Below are 25139 nucleotides of genomic sequence, written 5' to 3'. Positions count from 1 at the left end.
CCGCACCGGTCCCGGGTGGTTGTCCACAGGCCGGCCGGCAGGTCGTCCCCGCGCGGCAAGATGGCTGCATGGAACTCACCAAGAAGACCCACGCCTGCGTCCGGATCGAGAAGGACGGGCGGACGCTGGTCATCGACCCCGGGGTGTTCAGCGAGGAGGACGCCGCCGTCGGCGCGGACGCGATCCTGGTGACGCACGAGCACCCGGACCACTTCCACGAGGGCCGCCTGCGCCGGGCCATGGAGGCCGACCCGGCGACCGAGATCTGGACCCTGGCCAGCGTCGCCGAGCAGATCTCGGCCGCCTTCCCCGGCCGGGTGCACACCGTCGGCGAGGGCGACGCCTTCACCGCCGCCGGCTTCGACGTCGAGGTGCACGGCCAGCTGCACGCCGTGATCCACCCGGACCTCCCGCGCGTCACCAACGTCGGCTTCCTGCTGGACGGCACCGTCTTCCACCCCGGCGACGCGCTGACCGTCCCCGAGGGCCGCACCGTCGACACCCTCCTGCTCCCGGTCCACGCGCCGTGGAACAAGATCGCCGAGATCATCGACTACGTCCGCGAGGTCGCCCCGCGCCGCGCCATCGACATCCACGACAGCCTCCTCCAGGACCACGCCCGGCCGATCTACGACTCCTTGATCGACGCGCTGGGCGGGACCGACCACGGCCGCCTCACCCCGGGCGCCCGCTCGGCGGTGGGCTGACCGTCAGTGCCGCGCGGTAGGTTTACGGACATGCGCATCGCGACCTGGAACGTCAATTCGATCACCGCCCGCCTCCCCAGGCTGCTGGCCTGGCTGGAGCAGTCCGGCACGGACGTGCTGTGCGTCCAGGAGACCAAGTGCTCCGACGAGCAGTTCCCCTACGCCGAGCTCCGCGAGCTGGGCTACGAAGCCGCGGTCAACGCCACCGGCCGGTGGAACGGCGTCGCGCTGCTGTCCAAGGTCGGCCTGACGGACGTGGTCACCGGGCTGCCCGGCAGCCCGGAGTACGAGGGCGTGCAGGAGCCCCGCGCCGTCTCGGCGACCTGCGGCGCGGCCCGGGTCTGGTCGGTCTACGTGCCCAACGGCCGCGAGGTCGACCACGCGCACTACGGCTACAAGCTCGGCTGGTTCGAGGCGCTGAAGGCCGCGGTCGCCGAGGACGCGGCGGGCGACCGCCCGTTCGCGGTCCTCGGTGACTTCAACGTCGCGCCCACCGACGACGACGTCTGGGACCCGGCCGTCTTCGAGGGCCTCACCCACGTCACGCCGGCCGAGCGCGCCGCCCTGGCCGCGCTGCGCGAGGCCGGCCTGTCGGACGTGGTGCCCCGCCCGCTGAAGTACGACCGGCCGTACACCTACTGGGACTACCGCCAGCTCGCCTTCCCCAAGAACCGCGGGATGCGCATCGACCTCGTCTACGGCAACGCCCCCTTCGCCAAGGCCGTCTCGGACGCCTACGTCGACCGCGAGGAGCGCAAGGGCAAGGGCGCCTCGGACCACGCACCCGTGGTGGTCGACCTCGACGTGTGAGCCGGGCGTCCTCCCGGGCGCACCGGGTAGGCGCGCGGGTGCCGAGGCGGCCCCGGCGGCGTGCCGCGCGCCTGTGGCCGCGGCACGGGGGTGGGTGGGACCCTCGCACCATGAACCTGTCTTTCCTGGACAAGTGGCGAAGGCACACCGGCGCGAGCGGCTCGGTGCCGCTCGCCGAGTCGGTGCGCGCGGATCCCGAGAGCGTCGTCGAGCTGCTCTCCGAATGCGAGCTGCTGCGCGACCAGGCGGCCACCGCCGGAGTCGAACTCGACGACTCCGCACGGTCGTTGGAGGAACTCGACCAGCTCCAGCCGGTCTGGCGGGACGACCCCGAGGTGCTGCCCTGGCTCGGCAACGACGCCGGGCTCTACCTCGGCACGGTCCTGGTGCGCACGGTGCGCGGCGCGGTCTGGCACGTCTGGCCGGACGGCCAACCGGTGGTGCGGCTGGCGTCCGGCCGGGAGCTCGACGTGGTGGCCGCCGGGCACGCCTGGGCCGACGACGGTGCCCCCGAGCTCTCCCAGGTCTACGCCGAGGTCGCCGAGGGCTGACGCACCGGCCCCGCGGGGTCCCGGCCGTCCGGGTCGCCGGACGCCGGTGGGTCAGACCCGCCAGGCGCCGTCCCGCATCAGTTCCCGGCCGGCCAGTTCGTTCTCCTCGCGCCAGACCAGCAGCCGGTGCGGGGTGAAGCGGAGGAAGACCCACGCCTCGTGGCCACGGGGGTTCCAGCCGAGCTTGGTCGCGAGGGCGTCCGCCGCGTCCTGCGGCAGTGCGGCGTTGGCCAGCACCTCGACGGTGCAGTCGGCGAGCACCACGTCCCGGGTGGTTCCCACCGCCACCCGGCTCGCGCCGCGGGCCGCGAGGTTGCGGACGGTGGCGTTGGTGCCCTTGGTGGACATCACCAGGCGTTCGCGGTGCCAGACGAACGACAGCGGCACCAGGGTGGGCGCGCCGTCGGGGGAGGCGGACGAGACCCAGGCGTCCTCTTCCGTGGCCAGCAGCCGCAGTGCGTCCTTCTTGCGTTGCCCGGCATCGCGGGGCGGGGGGAGCGAGCGCATGGCGGGGAGCGTAACGGGCCGGGCCCGCCGGGCGCTTCGGGCGCGAGCCGTAGGGCGGCGGTCGTAGGTCGCGACCGCCGCCGCGCCGTTTTCAGTCGCGGACCGGCACCGAGACGTACGAGGGATCGTCCGCCGGGGAGGAGAACGTCAGGCGGGCGCCGGCGGGGTTCTGGGAGATGTAGAGCGGGTCGACGGTGTCCACGACCACCGCGAGCCGGTGTCCGGCGGGTACGTCGTAGGCGGTGGCGGAGAGGTCCAGGTCCAGGCCGAACGGCCGGCCCGGGGTCCGGTCGTGGAAGGTGAACGGCGCGTGGGTGACCAGTTTGCCCAGGCCCAGCGGGCCGACGTCGTAGAGGTAGGCGATGGCGGTGCCGCTGGCGGCGGTGGGGGTCACGGTGGTGTGCAGGCGGGTGGTGCCGCGCACCCGTTGGCCGCTCTCGTAGGGCGCGGACTGCCAGACGGCGGCGGCCGAGCGCGGCAGCAGCGGGATCGACGCCATCGGTGGCAGTCGGAGGAACTGGTCCAGCATGCTGGAGAGGAAGATCAGGCCGCCGTCGGCGCCGGAGTCGATGCCGGTGCGGATGCGCTGGGTGTCGCCCAGGGCGATCCGGCGGTGTGCGGAGGGGACGTCCTGCCAGCTCTTGTAGCCCTCGTAGGCGCCGGTGGAACGGGACTTGAGCAGGACCGGGGACTCGCGGTCGATGCCGTTGTCCACGCCCCGGAGGTAGTGGTCGAACCAGCGCGTGGTGTCGTTCCAGGTGTCGTTGGGCAGTCCGAGCAGCCCCAGGCCCTCGGCGGTGGCGTGGTCGCCGGGGCGGAACTCCAGCCGCTTGGGGCCCTTGAGCTTCTCGAAGAACGCCGCGTACTGGTCGGGCGGGAAGAGGGAGTCGCCCCAGGCGTTGCCGAGCAGGATCGCGGCGCCGTTGGCGTTGATCTGGTCCAGGTAGGTGGCGGGGGAGCGCTTCCGGCCCCACGCGATCATGTCCTTTTCCTTGGCCATGTTGGCGGTGAGGAAGTCCTTGAGGACCTGCTGGAGTTCGGGGCTGGGCCGCCCGGTCAGCGCGCCGAGGCCGCCGAGCGTCGCCGCCGCCTGGAGGTGCGGGGTGCGTCCCCCGTAGATCGAGCCGATGAGGTCGGCCCAGCCGCTGAGCGCCGCGACCGCCTTGATCCGCTTGTCGGCCGCGGCGGCCAGCAGGCTGATCCCGGCGCCGTAGGAGACGCCGGCCATCCCGACCTCGTGCGGGTCGGCGGGGGTGTGCGCCAGCGCCCAGTCGACGACCTTGGAGGCGTCGGCGACGTCCTGCGGGCCGGCGGTCTCTATCTGGCCGCCGGACTGCCAGAAGCCGCGCGCGTTGTAGCCGACGACGACGTAGCCGGCGGCGGCCAGTTTGCGGGCCTGTGCCAGGTATTCGACCTGCGGCATCGCCCAGCTGGTGGGCAGCACGATCAGCGGGTGGCGCCGGTCGGTGTCGGCGCCGGCGGGGGTGAAGACGTTCGCCTTGAGGGTGATCCCGCCGGCGCCGGTGATGTCGACGAACCGCAGGGTGGGGGAGCCGCCGGCCGCCGTCGGCGCGGCGGCGTCGGGGCGGGCGGGGGCCGGTGCGGCGCTCGCCGGGGCACCGGTGAGGACCGTGGTGGCGAGCACCGTCGCGCAGACGGTGCCGATCGCGGCGCGCAGAGTGGTGCGGGAGGGCGTCATCTTCTGCTCCAGATCTCGACGCGAGCCGCGCGGGACGCTGTCCCAAGGGCCCGGGGGACAGGAGGGGCGCCCGGCGACTCGATGTGACTGGAGAGTAAAGTCCACTTCTTACCTCTGGTAACCCGTCGGTAGGTTACGGGTGGGTAACGTCGTTGTGTGGTCGGTGAGTTCGAGGTGGCCCCGAGCGTTGGGTGAGGACATGGTGCGGAACGAGGCGTGAGGGGAAGGCGGGGCGAACGTGTCGAAGGCGGAAGAGGTGCCGGTGCCCGGCGCGGCGGCCACCCCGTTCGACGCCGGTGAGCGGCGGGCCTGGGCCGGACGGGCCGCGGCCTACGCGCCGGGCTTCGGTCGGCTGTGCGCGTACACGGTGCCGCGCCTGCTGGACGCCGCAGGCGTCACCGAGGGCGCCCGGGTGCTGGACGTCGGCACCGGCACCGGAACCGCCGCGGCGGCGGCCTGCGCCCGCGGGGCCCGCGTGAGTGCCGTGGACGCCGAACCCGACATGGTGCGCACCGCCGCGGCCGCCGCCCCCACGGCCGCGGTCCACCTCGCCGCCCTTCCCCAACTCCCCTTCCCCGACGCCGTGTTCGACGCGGTGGTCGGCAACTTCGTGCTCAACCACGTCGGGCGGCCCGGGGCGGCCCTCGCGGAGCTGCGCCGGGTGACCCGGCCGGGCGGCCGGATCGCGCTGACCGTCTGGGCCGCCCCGCCCGCGGCCGGCCAGGCGCTCCTCGGTCGTGCGGTGCGGGCCGCCGGCGTGCCCCGACCGCCGGACGCCCCCGCCCTCGCCCCCGAGGACGACTTCCCGCGCACCGCGGACGGTTTCGCCGCACTGCTGCGCACCGCCGGCCCGCTGGCCGCGGTGGAGTGCGCGGTGGTGTCCTGGGAGCACCGCACCACGCTGGCGGAGTGGTGGCACGGCCCCGCCGCCGGCGTGGCGACCATCGGCCGGGTCGTCACCTCCCGGGGGCCCGCGGCCACCGAGCGGATCAGGCGCCACTTCGTCGCGCTGGCAGCCGAGTTCACCGCATCGGACGGTCAACTGGTGCTGCCGCACGCGGCGTTGCTGGCATCCGGGCGGGTCGCCCCGTAGTGGGCGGGCTCAGCCCTGCGGGGCGGCCGGGGTCGGCAGTGCGGTCAGGAACTCCGCCAGCGCCGCGTTGAACTCCTCCGGGCGCTCCAGGTTCGGCAGGTGGCCGGCGTCCTGAACGGTGGTCAGACGGGCGCCGGGCACCGCCTCGTGGATCACCCGGGCGTCCGCGACCGGAGTGAACTCGTCCGCCGTGCCCACCACGACCAGGGTGGGAACGGTGACCCGCGGCAGCAGCCCGGTGTAGTCCGACCGCTCCGCCCGGCCGCGCAGGGCCGCCGCGGCACCTTCGGGGGAGGCGCCCCGCATCATGCCCAGGACGTGTGCGGCGACCGCCGGCAGCGCGGTGACGTTGGCCGGCGCGATCATCTTGGGCAGCACCTCGTGCGCGTACCCGTCCATGCCCTCCGCCAGCAGGCGCTCCGCGGTCCGCAGCCGCACCGCCCGGCCCTGTGCGGTGTCGGCCGCCGCGAAGGTGTCGGCGAGCAGCAGCGCCCGGATCCGTTCCGGGAACTGCCGGTAGCACTCCATGACGATCTGCCCGCCCATGGACAGCCCGCCCAGGACGCACCGCTCGATCCCGAGGTGGTCGAGCAGGGCGGCGACGTCCCGGGCGAAGGTCTCCAGCGGCGTCTTGCCGGGCACCACCGAACTCCCGCCGTAGCCGCGCAGGTCCGGTGCGATCACCCGCATCCCGACCCGGCTGAAGTGCGCGGTCTGCGGGCGCCACATCGAGCGGTCGAAGGGGTGCCCGTGGAGGAGCACCAGCGGTTCGCCGCTGCCCTCGTCCTCGTACTCCACGGTGATTCCGCCACATTGGACCGATGCCATGACACGCCTCTCCTGACCGCATCACCTGCGGCCTTCCTGCGTACGGGAGTTGACGCACCGATGCTATGAGGGGCATTGTCTCGACACAATAGGATCAATGCACTCGGTGCAATATGGGGGAGGGCGTGCGCATGACGGCGGACGACTACCGGGCCATCGCCGACGAGTTCGCCGCGGCCATCGCCGCCGGCCGGCTCCGCCCCGGGGACCGGCTGCCGCCGCTGCGCCGGTTCGCCCAGCGGCGGCGGATCGCCGACTCGACCGCGGCCCGCGTCTACCGTGAACTGGGCCGGCGCGGTCTGACGGTGGGCGAGGTCGGCCGCGGCACCTTCGTGCGCACGGCGCCGCCGGCGACCGAGCCCGCGCTCGCCGAACCCGGCGGCCACCGCATCGACCTGGAGTTCAACTTCCCTGTCCTGCCCGGGCAGTCCGCACTCCTCGCGCGCAGCCTCGGCACGCTGCTCCAGCAGGGCGACGCGGTGGGCGCGGCGCTGGGCCCGGCCGGTGCCGCCGGCACCCCGGCCGCCCGGGAGGTGGCCGCCGCCCACCTCGCCCGGGCCGGCTGGGCCCCCGACGCCCGGCGGTTGCTCTTCGCCGGCAGTGGCCGCCAGGCGCTCGCCGCGGCCTTCGCCACCCTGGTCCCGCCCGGTGAGCGCCTCGGCGTCGAGGCGCTCACCTTCCCCGTCGTCAAGGGCATCGCGACCCGCCTCGGTATCACCCTCGTCCCGCTGGCCGTGGACGAGCACGGCGTCACCCCCGACGCGGTGCGCGCCGCCGCCCCGCTGCGCGCGGTCTACCTCCAGCCCGCCCTGCACAACCCGCTCGGCACCACCCTGCCGGCCGCCCGCCGCGCGGAGTTGGCCGCGACGGTGCGCGCGCTGGACGTGTCCGTGGTGGAGGACGCCGTCTACGCCTTCCTGCGCCCCGACCTGGCGCCGCTCGCCGCCCTCGCGCCGGAGCGCACGGTGCTCGTCGACAGCCTCTCCAAGCGGCTCGCCCCCGGACTGACCCTCGGCTTCCTGGTGCCGCCCGACGACGCTGCCGCCCCGGACTTCGCCGCCGCGCTCCGCTCCGGTGCCTGGACGGCCGGCGGCTTCGCGTTGCAGGCGGCGGTCCGTTGGCTGGGCGACGGCACGGCCGCCACCGTCGAAGCGGACAAGCGGGCCGACGCGGCGGCCCGCCAACGGATCGCCACGAACCGCCTCGCCGGGCAGCGGCTCCGCGCCGACCCGCGCGCGTACCACTGTTGGTGGGAGCTGCCCGAGCCGTGGCGGGCCGACACCTTCGTGGCCGCGGCGGCCCGGCACGGCATCGCGGTCACCCCGTCCGGGGCCTTCGCCGTCGGCCCCGGCCACGTCCCCAACGCGGTCCGGCTGGCGCTGGCCTCCCCGCCCCTCGACGTCCTGGCCGACGCCCTGGACGTGCTGGCCGGGCTGGCCCGCCGGAGCCCGGAGGACGCGGCGGCGGAGTAGCGGCAGAAGTCCTTGCGGCAGCCAACTCCCTGTAAGGGTAGGGGGGTTCGCCGCATCGGGGTGCGGCGGGCCCCGACGGGTGCGCCGGTCCGTCGGGATCCGGCCGGCCGGTCACACCGGTGTGCGCTCCACCGGCAGCCACAGCTCGGAGGTCGCCGTCGTGCCGTCCGGCGTCGGCCGGGTGCGCAGGATCTCCGGACCGGGCCGGCTGCGGTACGGGTTCGACGGGAACCACTGGGCGAAGACGTCCGCCCACAGGGTCTGCAGTGCCTGCGGGTACGGACCGGTGTTCGCGAAGACCGCCCAGGTGCCGGCCGGCACGGTGAGCGCGTCCAGGTCCGCGGGGACCGGGGCGTCGGTCACCACCGCGTGGTAGTAGTCCAGTTCGGTGCCCTCCGTGCGGCTGGGGTCGAGGTCGTCGCAGACCGCCACGATCCCCTCCGGTTCCTGGTCGGACAGCTCCTGTATCCGCCGCACGGTCGCCGTCCCCAACCCCCGGACGAACTCCACGACGGCCGGGTTGGCCCCCTCGTACACCAGCGGTACCCGCACCTTCTTCCCGACCACCCGGAACTCGTCCTTCGCCACGATCCGGTACTGCATGGTGGTGCTCCCTTCGACGACGAGGCGGAAGGCCATCCGGGGCTGGGAACGCAGGGCCGCACCGGTCCGCCGGGCCTCGCCCGGGCCCACGCCGTGCAGGGCCCGGAACGCCCGGGCGCACGCCTCGCCCGAGCCGTAGCCGTACCGCACCGCGATGTCCAGCAGCGTCCGTTCGCCGGCCAGCACCTCGGCGCCCGCGACGGTGAGCCGCCGACGCCGCAGGTACTCCGACAGCGGCATCCCGGCCAGCGCGGAGAACATCCGGCGGAAGTGGTACTCCGACGTCAGGGCGATCCGCGCCAGCTCGTCCGCCCCGACCGGACGGTCGAGGTGGCGTTCGACGTGCGCCATGGCGTCGTTCAGCCGCTCCAGCACCTCGGGCTCCTTCCCTTTCTGTCGTGCACGCTAGGGAAGGACCACGATGCCGGACCCGACAATCGGTGCCCCCTGCGGTCGGGTGGTCAGGGGCGCCCCGACGGCGGGACCTCCTCGTCGGGCCGGACCGGACCCGGCGGCGTGCCGTCGCCGAAGGGCCGGCCGCCCAACTCCTCGCGGTGGTGCGGGGTCGACCAGCCGGACAGGTCCGGGCCGAGCGGGACGATGCCGGTGGGGTTGATGCCGGTGTGCACCCGGTAGTAGTGCTGCTTGATGTGGTGGAAGTCCACCGTGTCGCCGAATCCGGGCGTCTGGAACAGGTCCTTGGCGTACGCCCACAGCACCGGGTCCTCGGCCAGCTTGAACCGGTTGCACTTGAAGTGGCCGTGGTAGACGGGGTCGAAGCGGACCAGCGTGGTGAACAGGCGGACGTCCGCCTCGGTGAGCGTGTCCCCGACCAGGTAGCGCCGGTCGGACAGCCGGTCGGCGAGCTGGTCCAGGCGCGCGAAGAGCGCGCCGAACGCCTCGTCGTACTCGCCCTGGCCGGTGGCGAAGCCGGCCCGGTACACGCCGTTGTTGACGTCCCGGTAGACGTCCGCCATCACCGCGTCGATCTCCGCGCGGTGGGCTTGTGGATACAGGTCGGGCGCGCCGGGCCGGTGCAGTGCCGTCCACTCGGTCGCGAAGTCCAGCGTGAGCTGCTGGAAGTCGTTGGTGACGAGCTGCCCGCTGGGGATGTCGACGAGCGCGGGGACGCTGACGCCGCCCGGGTAGCCGCGCTCGCGGGCGTCGTACGCCTCGCTGAGGAAGCGGATGCCGAGGACCGGGTCGCGGCCGTCGGCGTCGAGGGTGAAGCGCCAGCTGCGGTCGTCCTGGAGCGGGTCGACGATGGCGAGCGACACGGCGTCTTCGAGGCCGAGCAGCCGTCGGGAGATCACCGCGCGGCTCGCCCAGGGGCAGGCGCGGCTGGCCACCAGCCGGTAGCGGCCGGCCGCCACCGGCCAGCCGTCGCGGCCGTCGGCGGTGACCCGGTCGGCGAAGTGGCTCCGGGAGCGCTTGAAGGGCCGGTGGCCGTACGCGGGGTTGCCGGCGTCGGCGGGGGCGGGGTCGGGGGCGGGCATCGCCGGGTCCTTCCGTAGGGGGCCGTGGGGTGGCGTCCCGAAATGCCTTCCCGCCCCGCCGGGGGATTCTCCCGGTGCGTCAGCCGCCCGGCGCACGGTGAATCCTGAGGGAATGTCCGGCACCCCCGCGGAATGCGAAAAAACCAACTCGCCGGTAATTGACGGCATTCACCTATCATCGCCCGATGATCAAGAAGGCAATAGGTGTGGCCCTCGCCGGTGTCGCGTTGCTGACGCCGACGACGGCCACCGCACAGGAGCAGCATCCGGCCGCCGCGTCCCGCCCCGGCGGCAGCGACTGGCAGCGGGTCGGGGACGGCATCACGGCCGGCATCAGCGGCCTGGCGATCGAGGGCCGGCACGGCGCGGCGATCGACGCAGTCGGCGTCCGCGACAACAAGAAGCCGGGCCAGAACCGGCTGGTGGCGATAGGTCTGCGCCCCGGCGCCGGACCGCAGGTGCAGCCGCTTAACTGGGTCGGCGACCTGCCGGTGGACCTGGAGGCGATCGACGCGGTCCCCGGCCGGCCGCACGAGTTCGTGGCGCTGGCGAGCGGCGGCACCGCCTACCGCGTCGTCCGGGAGGCCGACACCGCGCGGGTGCTCGGCACGTTCCCGCTGCCGGGCGTCGCACCGGACGCCAATTACGAGGGTTTCGCGTTCTTCGTCAGTCAGGGGAAAACCGTCGCGGTGTGGGCGGACCGCGGTCAGGACGACCGTCCGGCGACGTTGTCGGCGGCCGTGTGGAATCCGGCGGACAACTCCTTCGGAAAGCCGGTCTCGGCGGAATTCCGGACGCCCTACCCGACGGCGGACGTCCGGCACGTCTCGGACGTGAAGGTCGCAGCGGACGGCCGATTGACCGTGTCCTCGGCGTCCGACCCGGGGGACGACGGTCCGTTCGCCTCCGCGCTCCACGACGCCGGACGGGTCGGCGTCACCGCGGCCGGCCGGGTCCGGCTGACGGTGTCCGACCGCCCGCGGCGGCTGGCGACGGTCGCCGGCCACAAGGTCGAGGCGCTGGCCTGCCTGCCCGGCTCCCGCAACGGCGTCCTCGGCTCGGACGACGAGAACGCCGGAGGTTCGGTCGCGGTCGCGGCGTTCTGCCGCCCGTGACGGCGCCGGGCCGCCGGTGACGGCGCCCCGTACCGGTGGTCGCGGCCGTGCCGTCCCACGGTCGTGCCCCGTCCGGCCCCCGCGCCGGTCGCTGCGGCGGGCGGCTCAGCCCAGCCGGGTCAGTCCAGCCGGGTCAGGTCGGGCCGCAGCCGGTGCCAGACCGGATGCCGGATCCGGCCCGCCGAGGTCCATCCGCTGAAGGTGATCTCGGCCACCAGTCGGGGTTCGCTCCAGTGCACCCCCGTCTGGTCCACCGGGTTGACGAACGGCGAGCGGTCCAGCGGGATCACGCCGAGGTAGTGCGCCAAATCCCGTCGTTCGGGGTCGGACAGGCCCGACCCGACGGCGCCCACGAAGCGCAGCCCATCCGGTTCCACCACGCCCGCCAGCACTGACCCGGGCAGCCCGCCGAGCGCTCCGTGCCCTTCCGTCCAGCCGCCGATGACGACGTCCAGCGTCTCCACGTGCTTGGTCTTGACCCAGTCGGGCGAGCGCACCCCGGGGAGGTACGGCGAGGACAGCCGCTTGGCCACCACCCCTTCCAGGCCGCCGCGCAGCGCCGCCTGCCACGCCCGGTCGCCGTGCCCGGCCAGGTACCCGGGCACCGACCAGTTGGGGCCGGCCAGCCCCAGGCCCTCCAGCACCGCCCGCCGCGCGTGGTACGGCGCGTCCACCAGCGGCCCGGCCAGGTACATCACGTCGAACAGCACCAGCTGCGCCGGCAGTTCCATCGCCAGCCGGGCCGTGCGGCGCGGGTTGAGCACGCCCATCCGGCGCTGCAACAGCCCGAAGTCCGGCCGTCCGGCGGGGTCCAGCACCACCACCTCGCCGTCCAGCACGGCGGGGCGCCCGCGCAACTGCTGCCCGAGCGGCCCCAGCTCCGGGTAGGTGGCGGTGGCGTCGTTGCCGGCCCGGGTGACCAGCCGGACGGTGCCGTCGCCGGGCACGTTGACGAGGCACCGGGCCCCGTCCCACTTGGCTTCGAACGCCCAGTCGGCCTGCTCGGCCTCGGGCGGCAGCGGCCCGAGCACGGCCAGCATCGGCCGGATCACGGGATACGGGGGCGGGGCCGCGCCGCCGCCCCCGGGGGTCGGGGCCATACTCCGATGATCGGCGGACCCGCTGGTCCCCGCAGGACGGGCCGCGGCCACCGGCACCGGGGCGGGGGCCGGGTACGGGGCCCGTTCGGTCGGCGGTCAGCGCTGCGGCGTCCCGTGCTGGCCGACCGGTTCCGCCGGCCGCGGGGGCTCGGGGCGCGGTGGGTCCACCGGCCCGGCGGCCCGGGCCGGCCGCGCCCGGTCCCACCACCACGGCGTCCACCACGCCCGCCGCCCCAGCAGCGCCAGCAGCGCGGGCACCAGCGCCAGCCGCACGAGGGTCGCGTCGAGCAGCACGCCCACCGCCAGGCCCAGCCCGAGCATCTTGACCGCCACCACGTCGCTCAGCACGAAGGCGCCGAAGACGCCCGCCGTCACCAGTACCGCCCCGGCGAGGACCGCCGGGGCGGGGGAGGGGGCCCCGGGCGGGTCCGCGCGCCCCGGCCGGCCGGGGCGGACCGGGGCGAGCGCGAGGAGCGCGGAGCCCGTGCTCACTCCGGCGAGGACCGCGCACAACGCCACCGGGACGTGCCCCTCCACCGGAACGGGCCCGGCGACGCCCAGCACCGGGCCGCCCCAGCCCCACTGGAAAACCGCCACCACCACCCCCAAGGACGCCGCGAGGGTCAGCGCGGTGCACACCGCGGCCTGCACCGCCACCAGCACGCCCCGGCACCACGCCAGCACGCCCAGGAACGCCAGGCCGACCAGCACCACGACGATCAGCGGCAGTCGGGCGGCGAGCAGGGCCGTGAAGTCGACCCGGGCCGCGGTGGCGCCCGTGACGTAGCCGTGCGCCTCGTACCCGCGGACCGCCCGCGGCAGTACGGAGTCCACCAGCCGGCGGGTGAGCGCGGTGGTCGCCGCGTCCTGCGGGTCCGTCGACGGTTGGGCGGTGGCGGAGAGCACCGCACCGTCCGGGGACGCCCGCAGCGGGGTGACCGCGGCGGTGCCGGGGATCCGCCCGAGGACGTGCCGGGCCTGGTCCGCCAGTGCCGGGCGGTCCGCCTCCGGCACCGCGCTGCGGTCGACGACCAGCGTCAGCGGCCCGTTCGCGCCCGGACCGAACGCGGCGGCCAGCAGGTCGTGGGCCCGACGGCCGGTGGACGACGGCGGGTCGGCGCCCGCGTCGACGTGCCCCGGCCGCAGCGACCACGCCGGGACCGCCAGCACCGCGAGCACCAGCACCGCGCCCACCGCGTACGGCCACGGGTGGCGCGCCGGCCGCCGCGGGCCGGGTGCCCGGACCTCCGCGGCGCCCGGGCGGGGCACCCGCGACCGGCCGATCCGCCGGCCCAGCAGCCCGAGCAGGGCGGGCACCAGGGTCAGCGCCGTGAGGAGCGCGGTGACGACGGTGAGCGCCGCGGCGACGCCCAACCCGGTGAGGAAGCCGACGCCGGTCAGTGGCAGCCCGGCGAGCGCGAGCAGCACCGTGCCCCCGCAGCGCAGCACCGTCCGGCCGCTGCTCGCCACCGCCCGCCCCGCGGCGACCGCCGGCGGCGCGCCGTCCGCCAGGAACTGCCGGTGACGGGCGATCAGGAACAGCGCGGAGTCGATCCCGACGCCGAGGCCGAGCATGGTGGCCAGCGCGGGGGAGACGGCGGCGAAGGGGACGGCGGCGCCGAGCAGCCCCAGGCAGCCCAACCCGCCGACCACGCCGATCAACGCGGTCAGCAGCGGTACCCCGGCGGCCAGCACGCTGCCGAAGCCGGCCAACAGCACCAGCAGCGCCACCGCGCACCCGACCAGTTCGCTCAGCCGGTCGTCGCCGGCCGGCCGTGCCAGGGCGCCGAGCGCTCCGCCGTACTCGACGCGGACACCCGCCGCGCGCAGCGGTGCCACCGCCCGGTCCACGCCGGCCAGGACGTCCGTTTCCAGGTCGGCGGGGGCGTCGCGGAGGTGCACCGTGAGGTAGCCGGTCCGGCCGTCGGCGGCCAGCGGCCCGGTGCGCGCCGCGCCGGGCGGCGGAGGCGCGGGCCGGGCCCCGGGGGGTGGCAGCGGGCTCTGCGCGGACCGCACCGCCGGCAGCCGGGCCAGCGCCGCCCGGGTGTTGGTGATCCGGCCGGCGACCTCGGTCAGCGGTCGGTCGGCGTGCAGCACCACCTGCCCGATGTCCCCGCCGGCGGTCGGGTGGTGGGCGGTGAGGACCGCGCGCCCCTGGGTGGACTGGGCCCCGGGGAGCCAGAAGTCGTCGGCGTACCGCCCGCCGCACGTCCGCTGGAGCACCTGGACCGCGGCCAGTCCCACCAGCCACAGCACGACGACGACCACGGCGTGCCGGGCACACCACTCCCCGAGGCGGCGCAGCGCGCCCTCGGGGCGCCGGCGGTCCGGCGCGTTCGGTGAGGACATGCCTCGCATTCAAGGCGCGTTCGGCCGCGGCGGCATGCGGGGGGAGCGAGACGGGTGGTGCGGCCGCGGGCGCACGGGGCGGGACGCCGCCGTACCGGGCACGGGGAAGAGGGGGGAAGCCCCGGCCGGACGGGGGAACCCAGCCGGGGCTGCTCGTGGGGCGGGGCCCATTGGGCGCACCGCCAATTGAACGATAAACCATTATTCGGCGTTCCGGTGCGCCGGGTGACCACGCTCACGCCCGACCCGTCAGGGGCTGACCGCCAGCACGAGGTACGCCGCGAACAGCGTCAGGTGGACGCTGCCCTGGAGCACGGTGGCCCGGCCGGGCACCACCGTCAGGGTGCCGACCGTGACGGTGAGCGCCAGCAGCACCATGTGGCTGGCGCCCAGGCCCAGCACGAGCGGGCCCTTGAGCCAGATGGTGGCCAGCGCGACCGCGGGGATGGTCAGGCCGATGCTGGCCATCGCCGAGCCCAGACCGAGGTTGATGCTGGTCTGCATCCGGTCCCGGCGGGCCGCCCGGACCGCCGCGATGGTCTCCGGCAGCAGCACCAGCAGCGCGATCACCACGCCCACCACGGACGACGGCAGGCCCGCCGAGGCCACCCCGGACTCGATGGTGGGCGAGACCGCCTTGGCCAGCCCGACCACCGCGACCAACGCCAGCAGCAACAGCCCCAGACTGCTCAGCGCGGCCCGGAGGGACGGCGGGTCGGCGTGCTCCTCGGTGTCGATCACCTCGCCGGCCGTGGTGAGCGGCAGGAAGTAGTCCCGGTGCCGGATGGTCTGGGTGGTGACGAACAGGCCGTACAGCGCCAGCGCAGCCAGCGCCGCGAAGACCAGCTGCGGACCGGAGAACTGCGGCCCGGGCGTCGTGGTGGTGAAGGACGGCAGCACCAGGCTCAGCCCGGCCAGCGTGGCGACCGAGGCCAGCTCCGCCCCGGTGCCCTCGGCGTTGAAGACCGCCACCCGCCGCTTGAGCGCGCCGATCAGCAGGCAGAGCCCGACGATGCCGTTGCAGGTGATCATGACGGCCGCGAAGACCGTGTCCCGCGCCAGCCCGGCGCTCTTCTCCCCGCCGTCGACCATCAACGTGACGATCAGCGCCACCTCGATGATGGTCACCGCGACCGCCAGCACCAACGACCCGAACGGCTCGCCCACCCGGTGCGCGATCACCTCCGCGTGGTGGACCGCCGACAGCACCGCCGCGGCCAGGAACAGCGACACCACGCCCACCAGCGCGCTGGGCAGCGACCGGCCCCAGATGAAGGCCAGCAGCACCACCGCCGCGACCGGCAGCACACCGGTCCAGTGCACCAAGGGCGTTCGCGGCCGGGGAGTCATGCCCCGAGCTTGGCAGAGAAGTCGGACCCCCGCCCGTCGGTGAAGCCGCCTCAGGCCGTCGCCCGGTGCTGCCCCTTGGTCTCCGGCGGAGCCAGCGCCGCCTTGCTGACGTCGGCCACCAGCTCCACCACATCGGGCCCGTACGCCTGCGAGTTGACCACCTTCAGCAGCAGCGCGAACTGCCCGTCCGCGCCGTACCGGCGGGCCAGCCGGGACCGGTTGCGGACCAGGTGGCGCACCGCGGCCCGGTGGGTGACCGGCCGCTGACCGGCCGCCAGGAACACCGGCCGACCGCCCTCCCCGGCCGTCAGCCGGGCCAGCAGCACGTGCTCCACCGCCCCCGGCTCCACCCGGTACGCCGTCCCGCCGATGGTGAGGGCGCCCCGGCCGGCGCCGGTCGCGTCACCCGGGTGGACCGCGACCCCCGGCAGCAGGTTCGCCAGGTGGGCCGCCAGTCGGCGGTGCGAGGTCGGGTCGCCGATGCAGAACTCGGTCCGCGCCCCGAAGCCCTGGAGCCCGGTGTCGTGCGGGGCGACCTCCGGGTGCGCACCGCAGTTCTCGACCACCGCGGCCAGTCCCAGCAGCGCCAGCGCGTCGTGCCGCGGAATGCTCCACTGGGCCGCGGCGCTGTCCCGGTGGGTGACCAGGACGCACTCGGAGCCTTCGGGCAGCCCGAAGAAGTCCTGTTCGCGGGCGCGCTTCCGGCGGGCCACCGCCGAGAGTCCGGCCCAGCCGGCGGCCAGCCCCACGAGGAGGGCGACCGCCGCGGTCAGGAGCAGCAGGGTGTCGTTCATGGCGGGCGAGCGTAGCGGCTCTCGGGCGGGTGTTCGAGGCCGGCCCGCCGGTCCGTGTCGGTTGCCCGGATGCGTCCCGAATCGGCCGGAGCGTACGGCTCGGCCCCGAACCGTCCCCGCCTTCGCGCCGCCCCGCACGGCGGACCGGACCCCGAAGCACCCCCTGTCGGCGCGGTGTTGGCCCGGGTAGGCTCCGGCCCCTGCCGCCCCCCTCGCGCAGCCCTTGGAGGAATTCCAGGTATGTCGAACGCCCGACGCCTCACCGTCCTGGGAGTCGCGGCCGCACTGGCCGGTTCCCTGATGGCCGTCCCGGCCGCCGCCCGGACCGCGGCACCCCGCCCCGGCCCCGCCGCCGAGGACCCAGCCACCCCCGCCAAGACCCCGGTCGCCGTCGGCTACGGCGGCGCGGTCTCCAGCGTCGACGCGGACGCCTCGGCCGCCGGCATCGAGGTGCTCCGCAAGGGCGGCAACGCGGTCGACGCCGCGGTCGCCACCGCCGCCGCCCTCGGCGTCACCGAGCCCTACTCCGCCGGCGTCGGAGGCGGCGGCTACTTCGTCTACTACGACGCCAAGTCCAAGACCGTCCGCACCCTCGACGGCCGCGAGACCGCCCCCCGCTCCGCCACCAAGGACCTCTTCCTGGAGAACGGCAAGCCGATACCGTTCGACGACGCGGTCACCAGCGGGCTCAGCGTCGGCACCCCCGGCACCCCCGCCACCTGGGACAGCGCCCTCAAGAAGTGGGGCAGCCGCTCCCTGGCACAGGTGCTCAGGCCCGCCGAGAAGATCGCCGCGAACGGCTTCACCGTCGACGCGACCTTCCGCCAGCAGACCGCCGACAACGAGGCGCGGTTCCGCGACTTCCCGGCCACCGCCGACCTCTTCCTGCCCGGCGGCAAGCTCCCCGTCGTCGGCTCGACCCTGAAGAACCCCGATCTGGCCCGCACCTACCGCGAGTTGGGCCGGCAGGGCGTCGGCGCGCTCTACCGCGGCGACATCGGCCGGGACATCGTCCGCACCGTCCAGCAGCCCCCCGTCCGCTCCGGCGCCACCCGCAAGGTCCGGCCCGGTGAGCTGACCGCCGCCGACCTGCGGGCCTACCGCACGCTCGGTCACCGCCCGACCCACACCACCTACCGCGGCCTGGACGTCTACGGCGTCGCCCCGTCGTCCTCCGGCGGCACCAGCGTCGCCGAAGCCCTCAACATCCTGGAGAAGAGCGACCTCTCGCACCTGTCCGAGAAGCAGTTCCTGCACCGCTACATCGAGGCCAGCCGGATCGCCTTCGCCGACCGCGGCCGCTGGGTCGGCGACCCGGCCTACGAGAACGTCCCCGTCAAGGGCCTCACCTCCAAGCGGTTCGCCGCCTCCCGGGAGTGCCTGATCAACGACGACAAGGCGCTCACCAGCCCGCTCGCGCCCGGCGACCCGCGCCACCCGACGCCCTGCGGCACCACCGGCCAGGCCGCGCCGACGACGTACGAGGGGGAGAACACCACCCACCTCACCGCCGCCGACAAGTGGGGCAACGTCGTCGCCTACACCCTCACCATCGAACAGACCGGCGGCAGCGGCATCGCCGTCCCCGGCCGCGGCTTCCTGCTCAACAACGAGCTGACCGACTTCTCCTTCACGCCCATCAACCCGGCCGTGCACGACCCGAACCTGCCCGGCCCCGGCAAGCGGCCGCGCTCCTCCATCTCCCCGACCATCGTGCTGCGGCACGGCGACCCCGTACTGGCGCTGGGCTCGCCCGGCGGCGCCACCATCATCACCACCGTGCTGCAAACCCTGATCAACCACCTCGACCGCGGGATGTCGCTGGTCGACGCCATCGCGGCGCCGCGCGCCAGCCAGCGCAACGCCGCCGCCACCGAACTCGAACCGGCACTGTGGAACAGCCCGCTCCGCAAGCAACTCGAAGCCCTCGGCCACACCTTCAAGCTGAATCCGGAGATCGGCGCGGCCACCGGAGTGCAGCGCCTGCCGGACGGCCGCTGGCTCGCGGCGGCCGAGAAGGTCCGGCGCGGCGGCGGCTCGGCGAGGGTCGTCCAGCCGGCGCCGTGACGCGCCCGCGCGGGGCGCCCGGCGACCGCTGAGGCGGCTCCGCCGCCGCCCGGACGGGCCGTGTGTGCCGTCCGTGTGTCGTCGGCGCGTCGCGCCGCGCGGCGTCGTTGCCGCCCCCCGCGGGTCCTATTAGCCTCCTGGGACCGTTCGTTCGAATGAGCGGTCCCAGGGAGGGCACGCAGCGTGAGCGTCGACGAGAGCCAGGAACCCCGGAACGGACCGTCCCCGAAACGCCCCCGCCGCCCGGCGTCCGCCGCCCCGGCCGGGCACCTGGACGGACAGTGGGAGGGGCTCGCCGACCAGGCCCGGGCACTGGCCGACGGGCGGGTCACCGCCACCGCGCTGGTGCAGCGCTGCCTCGACCGCATCGCCGCCACCCAGGACAGCGTCAACGCCTTCCGCCGGGTCCGGGCCGAGGCGGCGCTCGCCGAGGCCGCGGAGGCGGACCGCCGGCTCGCCGACGGGGAGCGGCTGCCGCTGCTCGGGGTGCCGGTCGCGGTCAAGGACGACACCGACGTGGCGGGCGAACCCACCGCGTTCGGCTGCGCCGGGGTGTTCCCGCCCAAGCCGCACGACGCCGAGGTCGTCCGGCGGCTGCGCGCGGCCGGCGCGGTCATCGTCGGCAAGACCAACGCCTGCGAACTCGGGCAGTGGCCGTTCACCGAGGGCCCGGCCTTCGGCGACACCCGCAACCCCTGGAACCTCGCGCACACCCCCGGCGGCTCCTCCGGCGGCTCGGCCGCCGCGGTCGCCGCCGGACTGGTCCCCGCCGCACTCGGCACCGACGGCGCCGGCTCGGTCCGCATCCCCGCCGCCTGGTCCCACCTCGTCGGCATCAAACCGCAGCGCGGCCGGATCTCCACCTGGCCGGACCCCGAGGCGTTCCAGGGCATCACCGGCATCGGCCCGCTGGCCCGCACGGTCCAGGACGCCGCGCTGCTGCTGGACGTCGCCAGCGGCAACCACGCCGGCGACCTGCACCGCCCGCCGGCCATCGCGGCCCACGAGGCCGCCGGCCGGGACCCCGGGAAGCTGCGCATCGCGCTCGCCTGGAAGGCGCCCACCACCTTCACCCGCAAGCCGCTGCACCCCGACGTGCGGACCGCGGTCACCGCGGTGGCCCGCACCCTGGCCGGCCTCGGCCACTTCGTCGAGGAGGCCGAACCGGACTACGGGCTGGTCGGACTGGCCTTCGTCCCGCGCGCCACGGCCGGGGTGGGGGAGTGGGCCGCCCGGGTCCCCGACCCCCGGCTACTGGACCGCCGCACCCGGGAGGCGGCGCGGCTGGGCCGCCTGCTCGGCGGACCGCCGCTGCGCCGAGCCCGGGCCGCGGAGCGGCGCCAACAGCGCCGCATCGGCGCGCTGTTCGGCCGCTACGACGTGCTGCTGACGCCGACCACCGCGACCCCGCCGCCGCGGGTGGGCACCCTCGCCCGGCTCAGCGGCTGGCAGACCGACCGGGCCATGATCGCCGCCTGCCCGTACGCCTGGCCGTGGAACGTGCTGGGCTGGCCGGGCATCAGCGTCCCGGCCGGCTTCAGCGCCGACGGCCTGCCGCTGGGCGCGCAACTGCTCGGTCCGGCGCACAGCGAACCGCGGCTGATCTCCCTGGCCGCCCAGTTGCAGGACGCCCTGCGGTGGCACGAACGACACCCCGACCCGCACCCCGTACCGGACGCCGGACTCAGCCCAGGAGGCCGATGATCGCCTCGGTGGTGTCGGTCTCGCCCAGCCGCGGGAAGATCCGCTCCACACTGTTGCGGTGCGCCTCGGCGTCCAGGTCGGTCACCGCGTCGACGGCGACCGTGACGTGGTAGCCGTGCGCGTACGCGGCGCGGGCGCTGGACTCCACGCCGATGCTGGTGGCGATCCCGCCGAACACGACCTGGGTGACGCCGCGCCGGCGCAGCTCGGCGTCCAACTCGGTGCCGTGGAAGGCCCCCCACCGCTCCTTGGTGACGAGCACGTCGCCCGGCTGCCGGTCCAGTTCCCCGACCAGCTCGGCCCAGTCGGCCGGCGGGGTGCCGCCGCCGGCCCGCACGGCCTCGGTGCGGCCCGGCGCCCCACCGGTGACGTTCACCAGCACGACCGGCAGGCCGTGGGCGCGGAACGCCGCGGCCAGTCGGGCCCCGCGGGCCACGACCTCGTCGGCGGGGTGGACGGTGGGCAGCTGGGTGATGCCCTTCTGGAGGTCGATCAGGATCAGTGCGGTGGTCGGGTCGAGCATGCTGGCAGGCACGGTAACTCTCCATGGTGGATCGGTAATTGACGGTGGATCAGTCGAAGGTCCGGCCGCCCGCGGTGCGCAGCGTCCGGTCGGCGAGGGTGAGGGCGAGCAGCAGCCCGCCGAGGATCACGCCGGTCAGCGCGATCGCGTGCAGTCCCGGGTCCGTGGCCCGTTGCCCGTACCAGAGCCCGATCAGGCCGGACGCGGTGATCGCGCCGAGGTACTGGGCGGTGCGCTGGAGCCCGGCGGCCGCGCCGACGCCGTCGGCCGGGGCCTGGGCGTAGACGGCGGCCTGGTTGCCGGTGGAGGCCAGCCCCTGCGGGATGCCGAACAGCGCCCCCGCGCCGAGCAGCACCGGCAGCGCACTGGTGCCGTGCAGCAGCAGGAAGACCGCGCTGCCCGCGGTCAGGCAGGCCGCGGCGACGGTCAGCGGGGCGCGGATGCCCTTGGTCCGGGCGCCGGCCAGCGAGCAGACCGCGGCCGCGCCGGACATCGGCAGCATCACCAGCCCGGCGTGGAACGACGTCAAGCCGTGGCCCTGCTCCAGCCACTGGCTGTACCCGTACAGCACGCAGTAGATGACCAGGTAGGTCAGCCCGTGCCGGAGGTAGGTCAGCGTCAGGGCCCGGTTGCGGGCCAGCATCCGCAGGTCGATGAAGGGGTGGGGGTGGCGCAGCTGCCACCAGACCAGGGCGGCGGTCAGCGCCGCGGTCGGCGCGAGCAGCGGCCACCGCGGGGCGTCCAGCCGCAGCAGGAAGAACATCGCGCAGGTCAGCGCGGAGGCGAAGAGCGCGATGCCGAACGGGTCCAGGCCGCCGCGGGCGGCGGCGTCGGACGGCGCGGCGCCGCCCGCGGCCCGGGTGTCCCGGTCGGCCGGGAGCCAGGCCAGCGCACCGACCAGCGCCAGCAGCGCGAGGGGCACGTTGACCGCGAAGACCGCCCGCCAGCCCGCGGTCGCGGCGAGCAGGCCGCCGAGGGCGGGGCCGACCGCGGCACTCGCCAGCGCGGCCAGGGAGATCCGCCCGAGCACCGACCGCGGGGTGGGCCGGCCCACCCGCCGCGACTCGGCGCGCAGCAGCGCCATCGCCGCCGGGTAGGCGGCCGCGGTGCCGATGCCGAGGACGATCCGGGAGACGACCAGCAGCGCGAAGGTCGGTGCCAGCGCGCCGATCAGCCCGGCCGCGCAGACCGCCACGGTGCCGGCGACGAACACCCGGCGCGGCCCGATCCGGTCGGCGACCCTGCCCAGCGTGGGCTGGCCCACCGCGCTGGCGAGGTACATCGCCGAGATCAGCCACGCGGTGTCGGCGGCGCCGACCCGGAAGTCCCGGCCGATCGCCACCAGCGCGGTGGCGATCATCGTCGAGTTGATCGGATTGAGCAGCGACCCCAGCAGCAGCGGCGTCATCAGGCGGGCGCCGAAGCCGCGGTCGGCGGGCGGGGGCGTTGGACGCTCCCCGGCCGGGCCGGCGGCGTCGGCACGCCGGCCGGCGGTCCGGTCCGGGGCGTCGGGGGCGCTCATTCCTCGGTCAGCCGTCGTATCAACGCGGTCGCCGCGGCCAGCGTCCGCCGCTCCTCGCCGGTCAACCGCTCGGCGACGGCCACCGCGAGCCAGTCGTGCTTGGCGGCCCGGACGTCGCCGAGCACCCGGCGGCCCTCCTCGGTGAGCGAGAAGACCACCTGGCGCCCGTCGGTGGGGTGCGGGCTGCGGGCGAGGATGCCGCGCTCCTCCAGGGCGCCGACGGTCACCCGCATCGACTGCGGACGCACCAACTCGGCGCGGGCCAGCGCCGCGATGGTGGACGGTCCGTCGGCGTCGATCCGGGCGAGCACCGCGCGCTGCGTGGGGGACAGCTCCCCCTGCGGCGAGGCGGCGCGCAGCCGGCGCATCAGCAGGGACACCGTCGCGCCGAGATCGGTGGCGAGCCGTTCCTGGTCCTTGTCGGGCATGCTCCGAGCGTAGGAGTCCGACAGGGAAACTTGCAAGTTTTCCTGTCGTTCTCCGGGCCTCCCGGCGCCGCGGCCCGCCCGTCCCGTCGGGCGGAGCGGCCGGGCCGGTCCCGCGCGCGGCCCCGCGTACCCGACCGCCGCGCCGCGCTGGGAGATGGTCTTGCCACGGTCGGTGACGGGGCTTACGGTCGCCTCCACACGCGTAGATCCGCGCACCGCAGGCTGGCGCAGCGACAAAGGAGCAGCTCATGGCCGATGTTGTGCGTGCCGCACTGGTCCAGGCGACCTGGACGGGCGACACCGAATCGATGATCGCGAAACACGAGGAGCATGCCCGGGCGGCGGCCGCGCAGGGTGCCCAGGTGATCGGCTTCCAGGAGGTCTTCAACGCCCCGTACTTCTGCCAGGTCCAGGAGCCGGAGCACTACCGCTGGGCGGAGCCGGTGCCGGACGGCCCGACCGTGCGGCGGATGCAGGCCCTCGCCCGCGAGACCCGGATGGTGATCGTCGTCCCGGTCTTCGAGGTCGAGCAGTCCGGCTTCTACTACAACACCGCGGCCGTCATCGACGCCGACGGCACCGTCCTCGGCAAGTACCGCAAGCACCACATCCCGCAGGTCAAGGGCTTCTGGGAGAAGTACTACTTCCGCCCGGGGAACGTCGGCTGGCCGGTCTTCGACACCGCCGTCGGCCGGATCGGCGTCTACATCTGCTACGACCGGCACTTCCCCGAGGGCTGGCGGCAGTTGGGCCTCAACGGCGCCCAGCTCGTCTACAACCCGTCCGCCACCTCGCGCGGGCTGTCGGGCTACCTGTGGCGGCTGGAACAGCCCGCGGCCGCGGTCGCCAACGAGTACTTCGTCGCGGCGATCAACCGGGTCGGCGTGGAGGAGTACGGCGACAACGAGTTCTACGGCTCCAGCTACTTCGTCGACCCGCGCGGCCAGGTCGTCGGCGACCCCGCCAGCGAATCCAAGGAGGAACTGGTCGTCCGCGACCTGGACTTCGGCCTGATCGACGAGGTCCGCCAGCAGTGGGCGTTCTACCGCGACCGCCGCCCCGACGCCTACGAGGGGCTGGTGCAACCGTGACGTCCGACGCCCGAAGCCTGCACGCCCGCCACCAGGCCGTCATGCCGTCCTGGTTGAGCCTCTACTACGACCGTCCTCTGGAACTCACCCACGGCGAGGGCCGGCACGTCTGGGACGCCGACGGCACCCGCTACCTCGACTTCTTCGGCGGCATCCTCACCACGATGACCGCGCACGCGCTGCCCGAGGTCACCAAGGCGATCAGCGACCAGGCCGGCCGCATCCTGCACTCCTCCACCCTGTACCTCTCCCGCCCCATGGTGGAGTTGGCGGAGCGGATCGCCGCGCTCTCCGGCATCCCCGACGCCCGGGTCTTCTTCACCACCTCCGGCACCGAGGCCAACGACGCCGCACTGCTCCTGGCCACCACCCACCGCCGGTCCAACCAGGTCCTGGCGATGCGCAACAGCTACCACGGCCGTTCCTTCTCCACCGTCGGCATCACCGGCAACCAGAGCTGGTCCCCCACCAGCCTCTCGCCGCTACAGACCCTCTACGTCCATGGCGGGGTCCGCTCCCGCGGCCCGTACGCCGCCCTCGACGACGCGGCGTACACCGCGGCCTGCGTCGCCGACCTGGAGGACGTGCTCCAGCAGGCCGCGGGCGGCGTCGCCGCGCTGATCGCCGAACCGGTGCAGGGCGTCGGCGGCTTCACCGCCCCGCCGGACGGGCTGTACGCGGCGTTCCGCGAGGTGCTGGCCCGCGAGGGGATCCTGTGGATCAGCGACGAGGTGCAGACCGGCTGGGGCCGCACCGGCGAGCACTTCTGGGGCTGGCAGGCGCACGGCGAGAACGGCCCGCCGGACCTGCTCACCTTCGCCAAGGGCATCGGCAACGGCATGTCCATCGGCGGGGTGGTGGCCCGCGCCGAGATCATGAACGGCCTGCCCGCCAACTCCATTTCGACCTTCGGCGGCAGCCCGATCACCATGGCCGCCGGCCTGGCCAACCTCACCTACCTCCTGGAGCACGACCTCCAGGGCAACGCCCGGCGGGTCGGCGGACTGCTCATCGAGCGGCTGCGGGCGGTGGCCGCGGGCCTGGACGTGGTGCGGGAGGTGCGCGGGCGGGGCCTGATGATCGGGGTCGAGCTGGTCCGACCGGGCACCGACGAGCCGTCCCCGGAGGCCGCCACCCTGGTGCTGGAGGCCGCGCGGGAACGCGGGCTGCTGATCGGCAAGGGCGGCCGGGGCGGCGCCTCGCTCCGCATCGCCCCGCCGCTCACGCTCACCGTCGCCGAGGCGGAGCACGGCGCCGAACTGCTCGCGGACGCCCTGCGCTGGACGCGGGCGAACCTCGCACCGCACTAGCCGACGCGCACCCGGCCCGC

General features: G+C 75.0%; 22 protein-coding genes. 10 read left to right on the top strand and 12 right to left on the bottom strand.

Features of this window, described 5'->3' with window-relative positions; translation table 11 throughout:
* Positions 1 to 68: 68 nt before the first annotated feature.
* The 3 genes from ABD385_RS03910 (at position 69) to ABD385_RS03900 (ending at position 2068) form a co-directional block, all read left to right on the top strand.
* On the top strand, positions 69 to 707 hold the full coding sequence (locus ABD385_RS03910) for an MBL fold metallo-hydrolase (protein WP_344573458.1): 639 nt from the start codon (positions 69 to 71) through the stop codon (positions 705 to 707).
* A gap of 30 nt (positions 708 to 737) precedes the next feature.
* A complete protein-coding gene (locus tag ABD385_RS03905; protein WP_344573457.1) occupies positions 738 to 1517 on the top strand; it encodes an exodeoxyribonuclease III in 780 nt (259 codons plus the stop codon).
* Positions 1518 to 1627: 110 nt separating this feature from the next.
* The gene (locus tag ABD385_RS03900) at positions 1628 to 2068 is read left to right on the top strand and encodes a DUF6278 family protein (protein ID WP_344573456.1); all 441 of its coding nucleotides are present in this window, start codon (positions 1628 to 1630) and stop codon (positions 2066 to 2068) included.
* Positions 2069 to 2119: 51 nt separating this feature from the next.
* Here ABD385_RS03900 and ABD385_RS03895 read toward each other — a convergent pair whose 3' ends face one another.
* Together ABD385_RS03895 and ABD385_RS03890 are read right to left on the bottom strand one after the other, a co-directional pair.
* Positions 2120 to 2575, bottom strand: coding sequence for a pyridoxamine 5'-phosphate oxidase family protein (locus tag ABD385_RS03895; protein WP_344573455.1), 456 nt, complete (start codon positions 2573 to 2575; stop codon positions 2120 to 2122).
* Positions 2576 to 2666: 91 nt separating this feature from the next.
* Complete coding sequence (locus tag ABD385_RS03890; RefSeq protein ID WP_344573454.1) at positions 2667 to 4274, bottom strand: CocE/NonD family hydrolase; 1608 nt, start codon at positions 4272 to 4274, stop codon at positions 2667 to 2669.
* 238 nt (positions 4275 to 4512) lie between these two features.
* Here ABD385_RS03890 and ABD385_RS03885 point away from each other — a divergent pair, with 238 nt between their 5' ends.
* Entirely contained in the window at positions 4513 to 5367 is an 855-nt protein-coding gene (locus tag ABD385_RS03885; protein WP_344573453.1) for a class I SAM-dependent methyltransferase, read from the top strand.
* A gap of 9 nt (positions 5368 to 5376) precedes the next feature.
* Here the strand turns inward: ABD385_RS03885 and ABD385_RS03880 are convergent, their stop codons facing one another.
* Positions 5377 to 6195, bottom strand: coding sequence for an alpha/beta fold hydrolase (locus tag ABD385_RS03880; RefSeq protein ID WP_344573452.1), 819 nt, complete (start codon positions 6193 to 6195; stop codon positions 5377 to 5379).
* A 131-nt stretch (positions 6196 to 6326) separates the two neighbouring features.
* On the opposite strand from ABD385_RS03880, the gene ABD385_RS03875 reads away from it, so the two are divergent.
* Entirely contained in the window at positions 6327 to 7667 is a 1341-nt protein-coding gene (locus ABD385_RS03875; protein ID WP_344573451.1) for an aminotransferase-like domain-containing protein, read from the top strand.
* A gap of 111 nt (positions 7668 to 7778) precedes the next feature.
* Here ABD385_RS03875 and ABD385_RS03870 read toward each other — a convergent pair whose 3' ends face one another.
* Together ABD385_RS03870 and ABD385_RS03865 are read right to left on the bottom strand one after the other, a co-directional pair.
* Positions 7779 to 8645, bottom strand: coding sequence for an AraC family transcriptional regulator (locus ABD385_RS03870; protein WP_344573450.1), 867 nt, complete (start codon positions 8643 to 8645; stop codon positions 7779 to 7781).
* A gap of 86 nt (positions 8646 to 8731) precedes the next feature.
* A complete protein-coding gene (locus ABD385_RS03865; RefSeq protein WP_344573449.1) occupies positions 8732 to 9766 on the bottom strand; it encodes a glutathione S-transferase family protein in 1035 nt (344 codons plus the stop codon).
* Positions 9767 to 9951: 185 nt separating this feature from the next.
* Between ABD385_RS03865 and ABD385_RS03860 the strand changes: the two genes are divergently transcribed.
* On the top strand, positions 9952 to 10881 hold the full coding sequence (locus tag ABD385_RS03860) for a hypothetical protein (RefSeq protein WP_344573448.1): 930 nt from the start codon (positions 9952 to 9954) through the stop codon (positions 10879 to 10881).
* A 119-nt stretch (positions 10882 to 11000) separates the two neighbouring features.
* Here ABD385_RS03860 and ligD read toward each other — a convergent pair whose 3' ends face one another.
* The 4 genes from ligD to ABD385_RS03840 all read right to left on the bottom strand — a co-directional run bounded on the left by ligD (position 11001) and on the right by ABD385_RS03840 (position 16474).
* Positions 11001 to 11981 (bottom strand): non-homologous end-joining DNA ligase, encoded by a 981-nt coding sequence (gene ligD / locus ABD385_RS03855; protein ID WP_344573447.1) that lies wholly within the window; start codon positions 11979 to 11981, stop codon positions 11001 to 11003.
* 96 nt (positions 11982 to 12077) lie between these two features.
* Positions 12078 to 14330, bottom strand: a complete 2253-nt coding sequence (locus ABD385_RS03850) for an MMPL family transporter (RefSeq protein WP_344573446.1) — start codon at positions 14328 to 14330, stop codon at positions 12078 to 12080.
* A 249-nt stretch (positions 14331 to 14579) separates the two neighbouring features.
* Positions 14580 to 15680, bottom strand: coding sequence for a calcium:cation antiporter (locus ABD385_RS03845; protein WP_344573445.1), 1101 nt, complete (start codon positions 15678 to 15680; stop codon positions 14580 to 14582).
* A gap of 50 nt (positions 15681 to 15730) precedes the next feature.
* A complete protein-coding gene (locus ABD385_RS03840; RefSeq protein WP_344573444.1) occupies positions 15731 to 16474 on the bottom strand; it encodes a hypothetical protein in 744 nt (247 codons plus the stop codon).
* 240 nt (positions 16475 to 16714) lie between these two features.
* On the opposite strand from ABD385_RS03840, the gene ggt reads away from it, so the two are divergent.
* On the top strand, positions 16715 to 18541 hold the full coding sequence (ggt, locus tag ABD385_RS03835) for a gamma-glutamyltransferase (protein WP_344573443.1): 1827 nt from the start codon (positions 16715 to 16717) through the stop codon (positions 18539 to 18541).
* 183 nt (positions 18542 to 18724) lie between these two features.
* Positions 18725 to 20245 (top strand): amidase, encoded by a 1521-nt coding sequence (locus ABD385_RS03830; RefSeq protein ID WP_344573442.1) that lies wholly within the window; start codon positions 18725 to 18727, stop codon positions 20243 to 20245.
* Here the strand turns inward: ABD385_RS03830 and ABD385_RS03825 are convergent.
* From ABD385_RS03825 to ABD385_RS03815, 3 genes are read right to left on the bottom strand one after another with little or no spacing between them, the layout of a single operon-like run.
* Positions 20226 to 20780 (bottom strand): isochorismatase family protein, encoded by a 555-nt coding sequence (locus tag ABD385_RS03825; RefSeq protein ID WP_344573441.1) that lies wholly within the window; start codon positions 20778 to 20780, stop codon positions 20226 to 20228. The genes ABD385_RS03830 and ABD385_RS03825 overlap by 20 nt on opposite strands.
* Positions 20781 to 20817: 37 nt before the next feature.
* Positions 20818 to 22290: an MFS transporter gene (locus ABD385_RS03820; RefSeq protein ID WP_344573440.1), complete on the bottom strand. Its 1473-nt coding sequence runs from the start codon at positions 22288 to 22290 to the stop codon at positions 20818 to 20820.
* A complete protein-coding gene (locus ABD385_RS03815) occupies positions 22287 to 22718 on the bottom strand; it encodes a MarR family winged helix-turn-helix transcriptional regulator (protein WP_344573439.1) in 432 nt (143 codons plus the stop codon). Before ABD385_RS03815 ends, ABD385_RS03820 begins: the two co-directional genes overlap by 4 nt.
* Positions 22719 to 22966: 248 nt before the next feature.
* Here ABD385_RS03815 and ABD385_RS03810 point away from each other — a divergent pair, with 248 nt between their 5' ends.
* Positions 22967 to 23809 (top strand): nitrilase-related carbon-nitrogen hydrolase, encoded by an 843-nt coding sequence (locus ABD385_RS03810; protein WP_344573438.1) that lies wholly within the window; start codon positions 22967 to 22969, stop codon positions 23807 to 23809.
* Between the two features lie 41 nt (positions 23810 to 23850).
* Positions 23851 to 25119: an aspartate aminotransferase family protein gene (locus ABD385_RS03805; protein WP_344573515.1), complete on the top strand. Its 1269-nt coding sequence runs from the start codon at positions 23851 to 23853 to the stop codon at positions 25117 to 25119.
* Positions 25120 to 25139: the final 20 nt, after the last annotated feature.

Origin of the sequence: Streptomyces lunalinharesii, assembly GCF_039532155.1 — a bacterium.
Classification (GTDB): domain Bacteria; phylum Actinomycetota; class Actinomycetes; order Streptomycetales; family Streptomycetaceae; genus Streptomyces; species Streptomyces lunalinharesii.
The sequence above is the reverse complement of the archived record's forward strand: the minus strand, read 5'-3'. Positions and strand labels throughout refer to the sequence as shown.

Coding starts and splice junctions, on each gene's coding strand:
- ABD385_RS03910 (WP_344573458.1), top strand. CDS start 69: ATGGAACTCACCAAGAAGACCCACGCCTGCGTCCGGATCGAGAAGGAC.
- ABD385_RS03905 (WP_344573457.1), top strand. CDS start 738: ATGCGCATCGCGACCTGGAACGTCAATTCGATCACCGCCCGCCTCCCC.
- ABD385_RS03900 (WP_344573456.1), top strand. CDS start 1,628: ATGAACCTGTCTTTCCTGGACAAGTGGCGAAGGCACACCGGCGCGAGC.
- ABD385_RS03895 (WP_344573455.1), bottom strand. CDS start 2,575: ATGCGCTCGCTCCCCCCGCCCCGCGATGCCGGGCAACGCAAGAAGGAC.
- ABD385_RS03890 (WP_344573454.1), bottom strand. CDS start 4,274: ATGACGCCCTCCCGCACCACTCTGCGCGCCGCGATCGGCACCGTCTGC.
- ABD385_RS03880 (WP_344573452.1), bottom strand. CDS start 6,195: ATGGCATCGGTCCAATGTGGCGGAATCACCGTGGAGTACGAGGACGAG.
- ABD385_RS03875 (WP_344573451.1), top strand. CDS start 6,327: ATGACGGCGGACGACTACCGGGCCATCGCCGACGAGTTCGCCGCGGCC.
- ABD385_RS03865 (WP_344573449.1), bottom strand. CDS start 9,766: ATGCCCGCCCCCGACCCCGCCCCCGCCGACGCCGGCAACCCCGCGTAC.
- ABD385_RS03860 (WP_344573448.1), top strand. CDS start 9,952: ATGATCAAGAAGGCAATAGGTGTGGCCCTCGCCGGTGTCGCGTTGCTG.
- ligD (WP_344573447.1), bottom strand. CDS start 11,981: ATGGCCCCGACCCCCGGGGGCGGCGGCGCGGCCCCGCCCCCGTATCCC.
- ABD385_RS03850 (WP_344573446.1), bottom strand. CDS start 14,330: ATGTCCTCACCGAACGCGCCGGACCGCCGGCGCCCCGAGGGCGCGCTG.
- ABD385_RS03845 (WP_344573445.1), bottom strand. CDS start 15,680: ATGACTCCCCGGCCGCGAACGCCCTTGGTGCACTGGACCGGTGTGCTG.
- ABD385_RS03840 (WP_344573444.1), bottom strand. CDS start 16,474: ATGAACGACACCCTGCTGCTCCTGACCGCGGCGGTCGCCCTCCTCGTG.
- ggt (WP_344573443.1), top strand. CDS start 16,715: ATGTCGAACGCCCGACGCCTCACCGTCCTGGGAGTCGCGGCCGCACTG.
- ABD385_RS03820 (WP_344573440.1), bottom strand. CDS start 22,290: ATGAGCGCCCCCGACGCCCCGGACCGGACCGCCGGCCGGCGTGCCGAC.
- ABD385_RS03815 (WP_344573439.1), bottom strand. CDS start 22,718: ATGCCCGACAAGGACCAGGAACGGCTCGCCACCGATCTCGGCGCGACG.
- ABD385_RS03810 (WP_344573438.1), top strand. CDS start 22,967: ATGGCCGATGTTGTGCGTGCCGCACTGGTCCAGGCGACCTGGACGGGC.
- ABD385_RS03805 (WP_344573515.1), top strand. CDS start 23,851: ATGCCGTCCTGGTTGAGCCTCTACTACGACCGTCCTCTGGAACTCACC.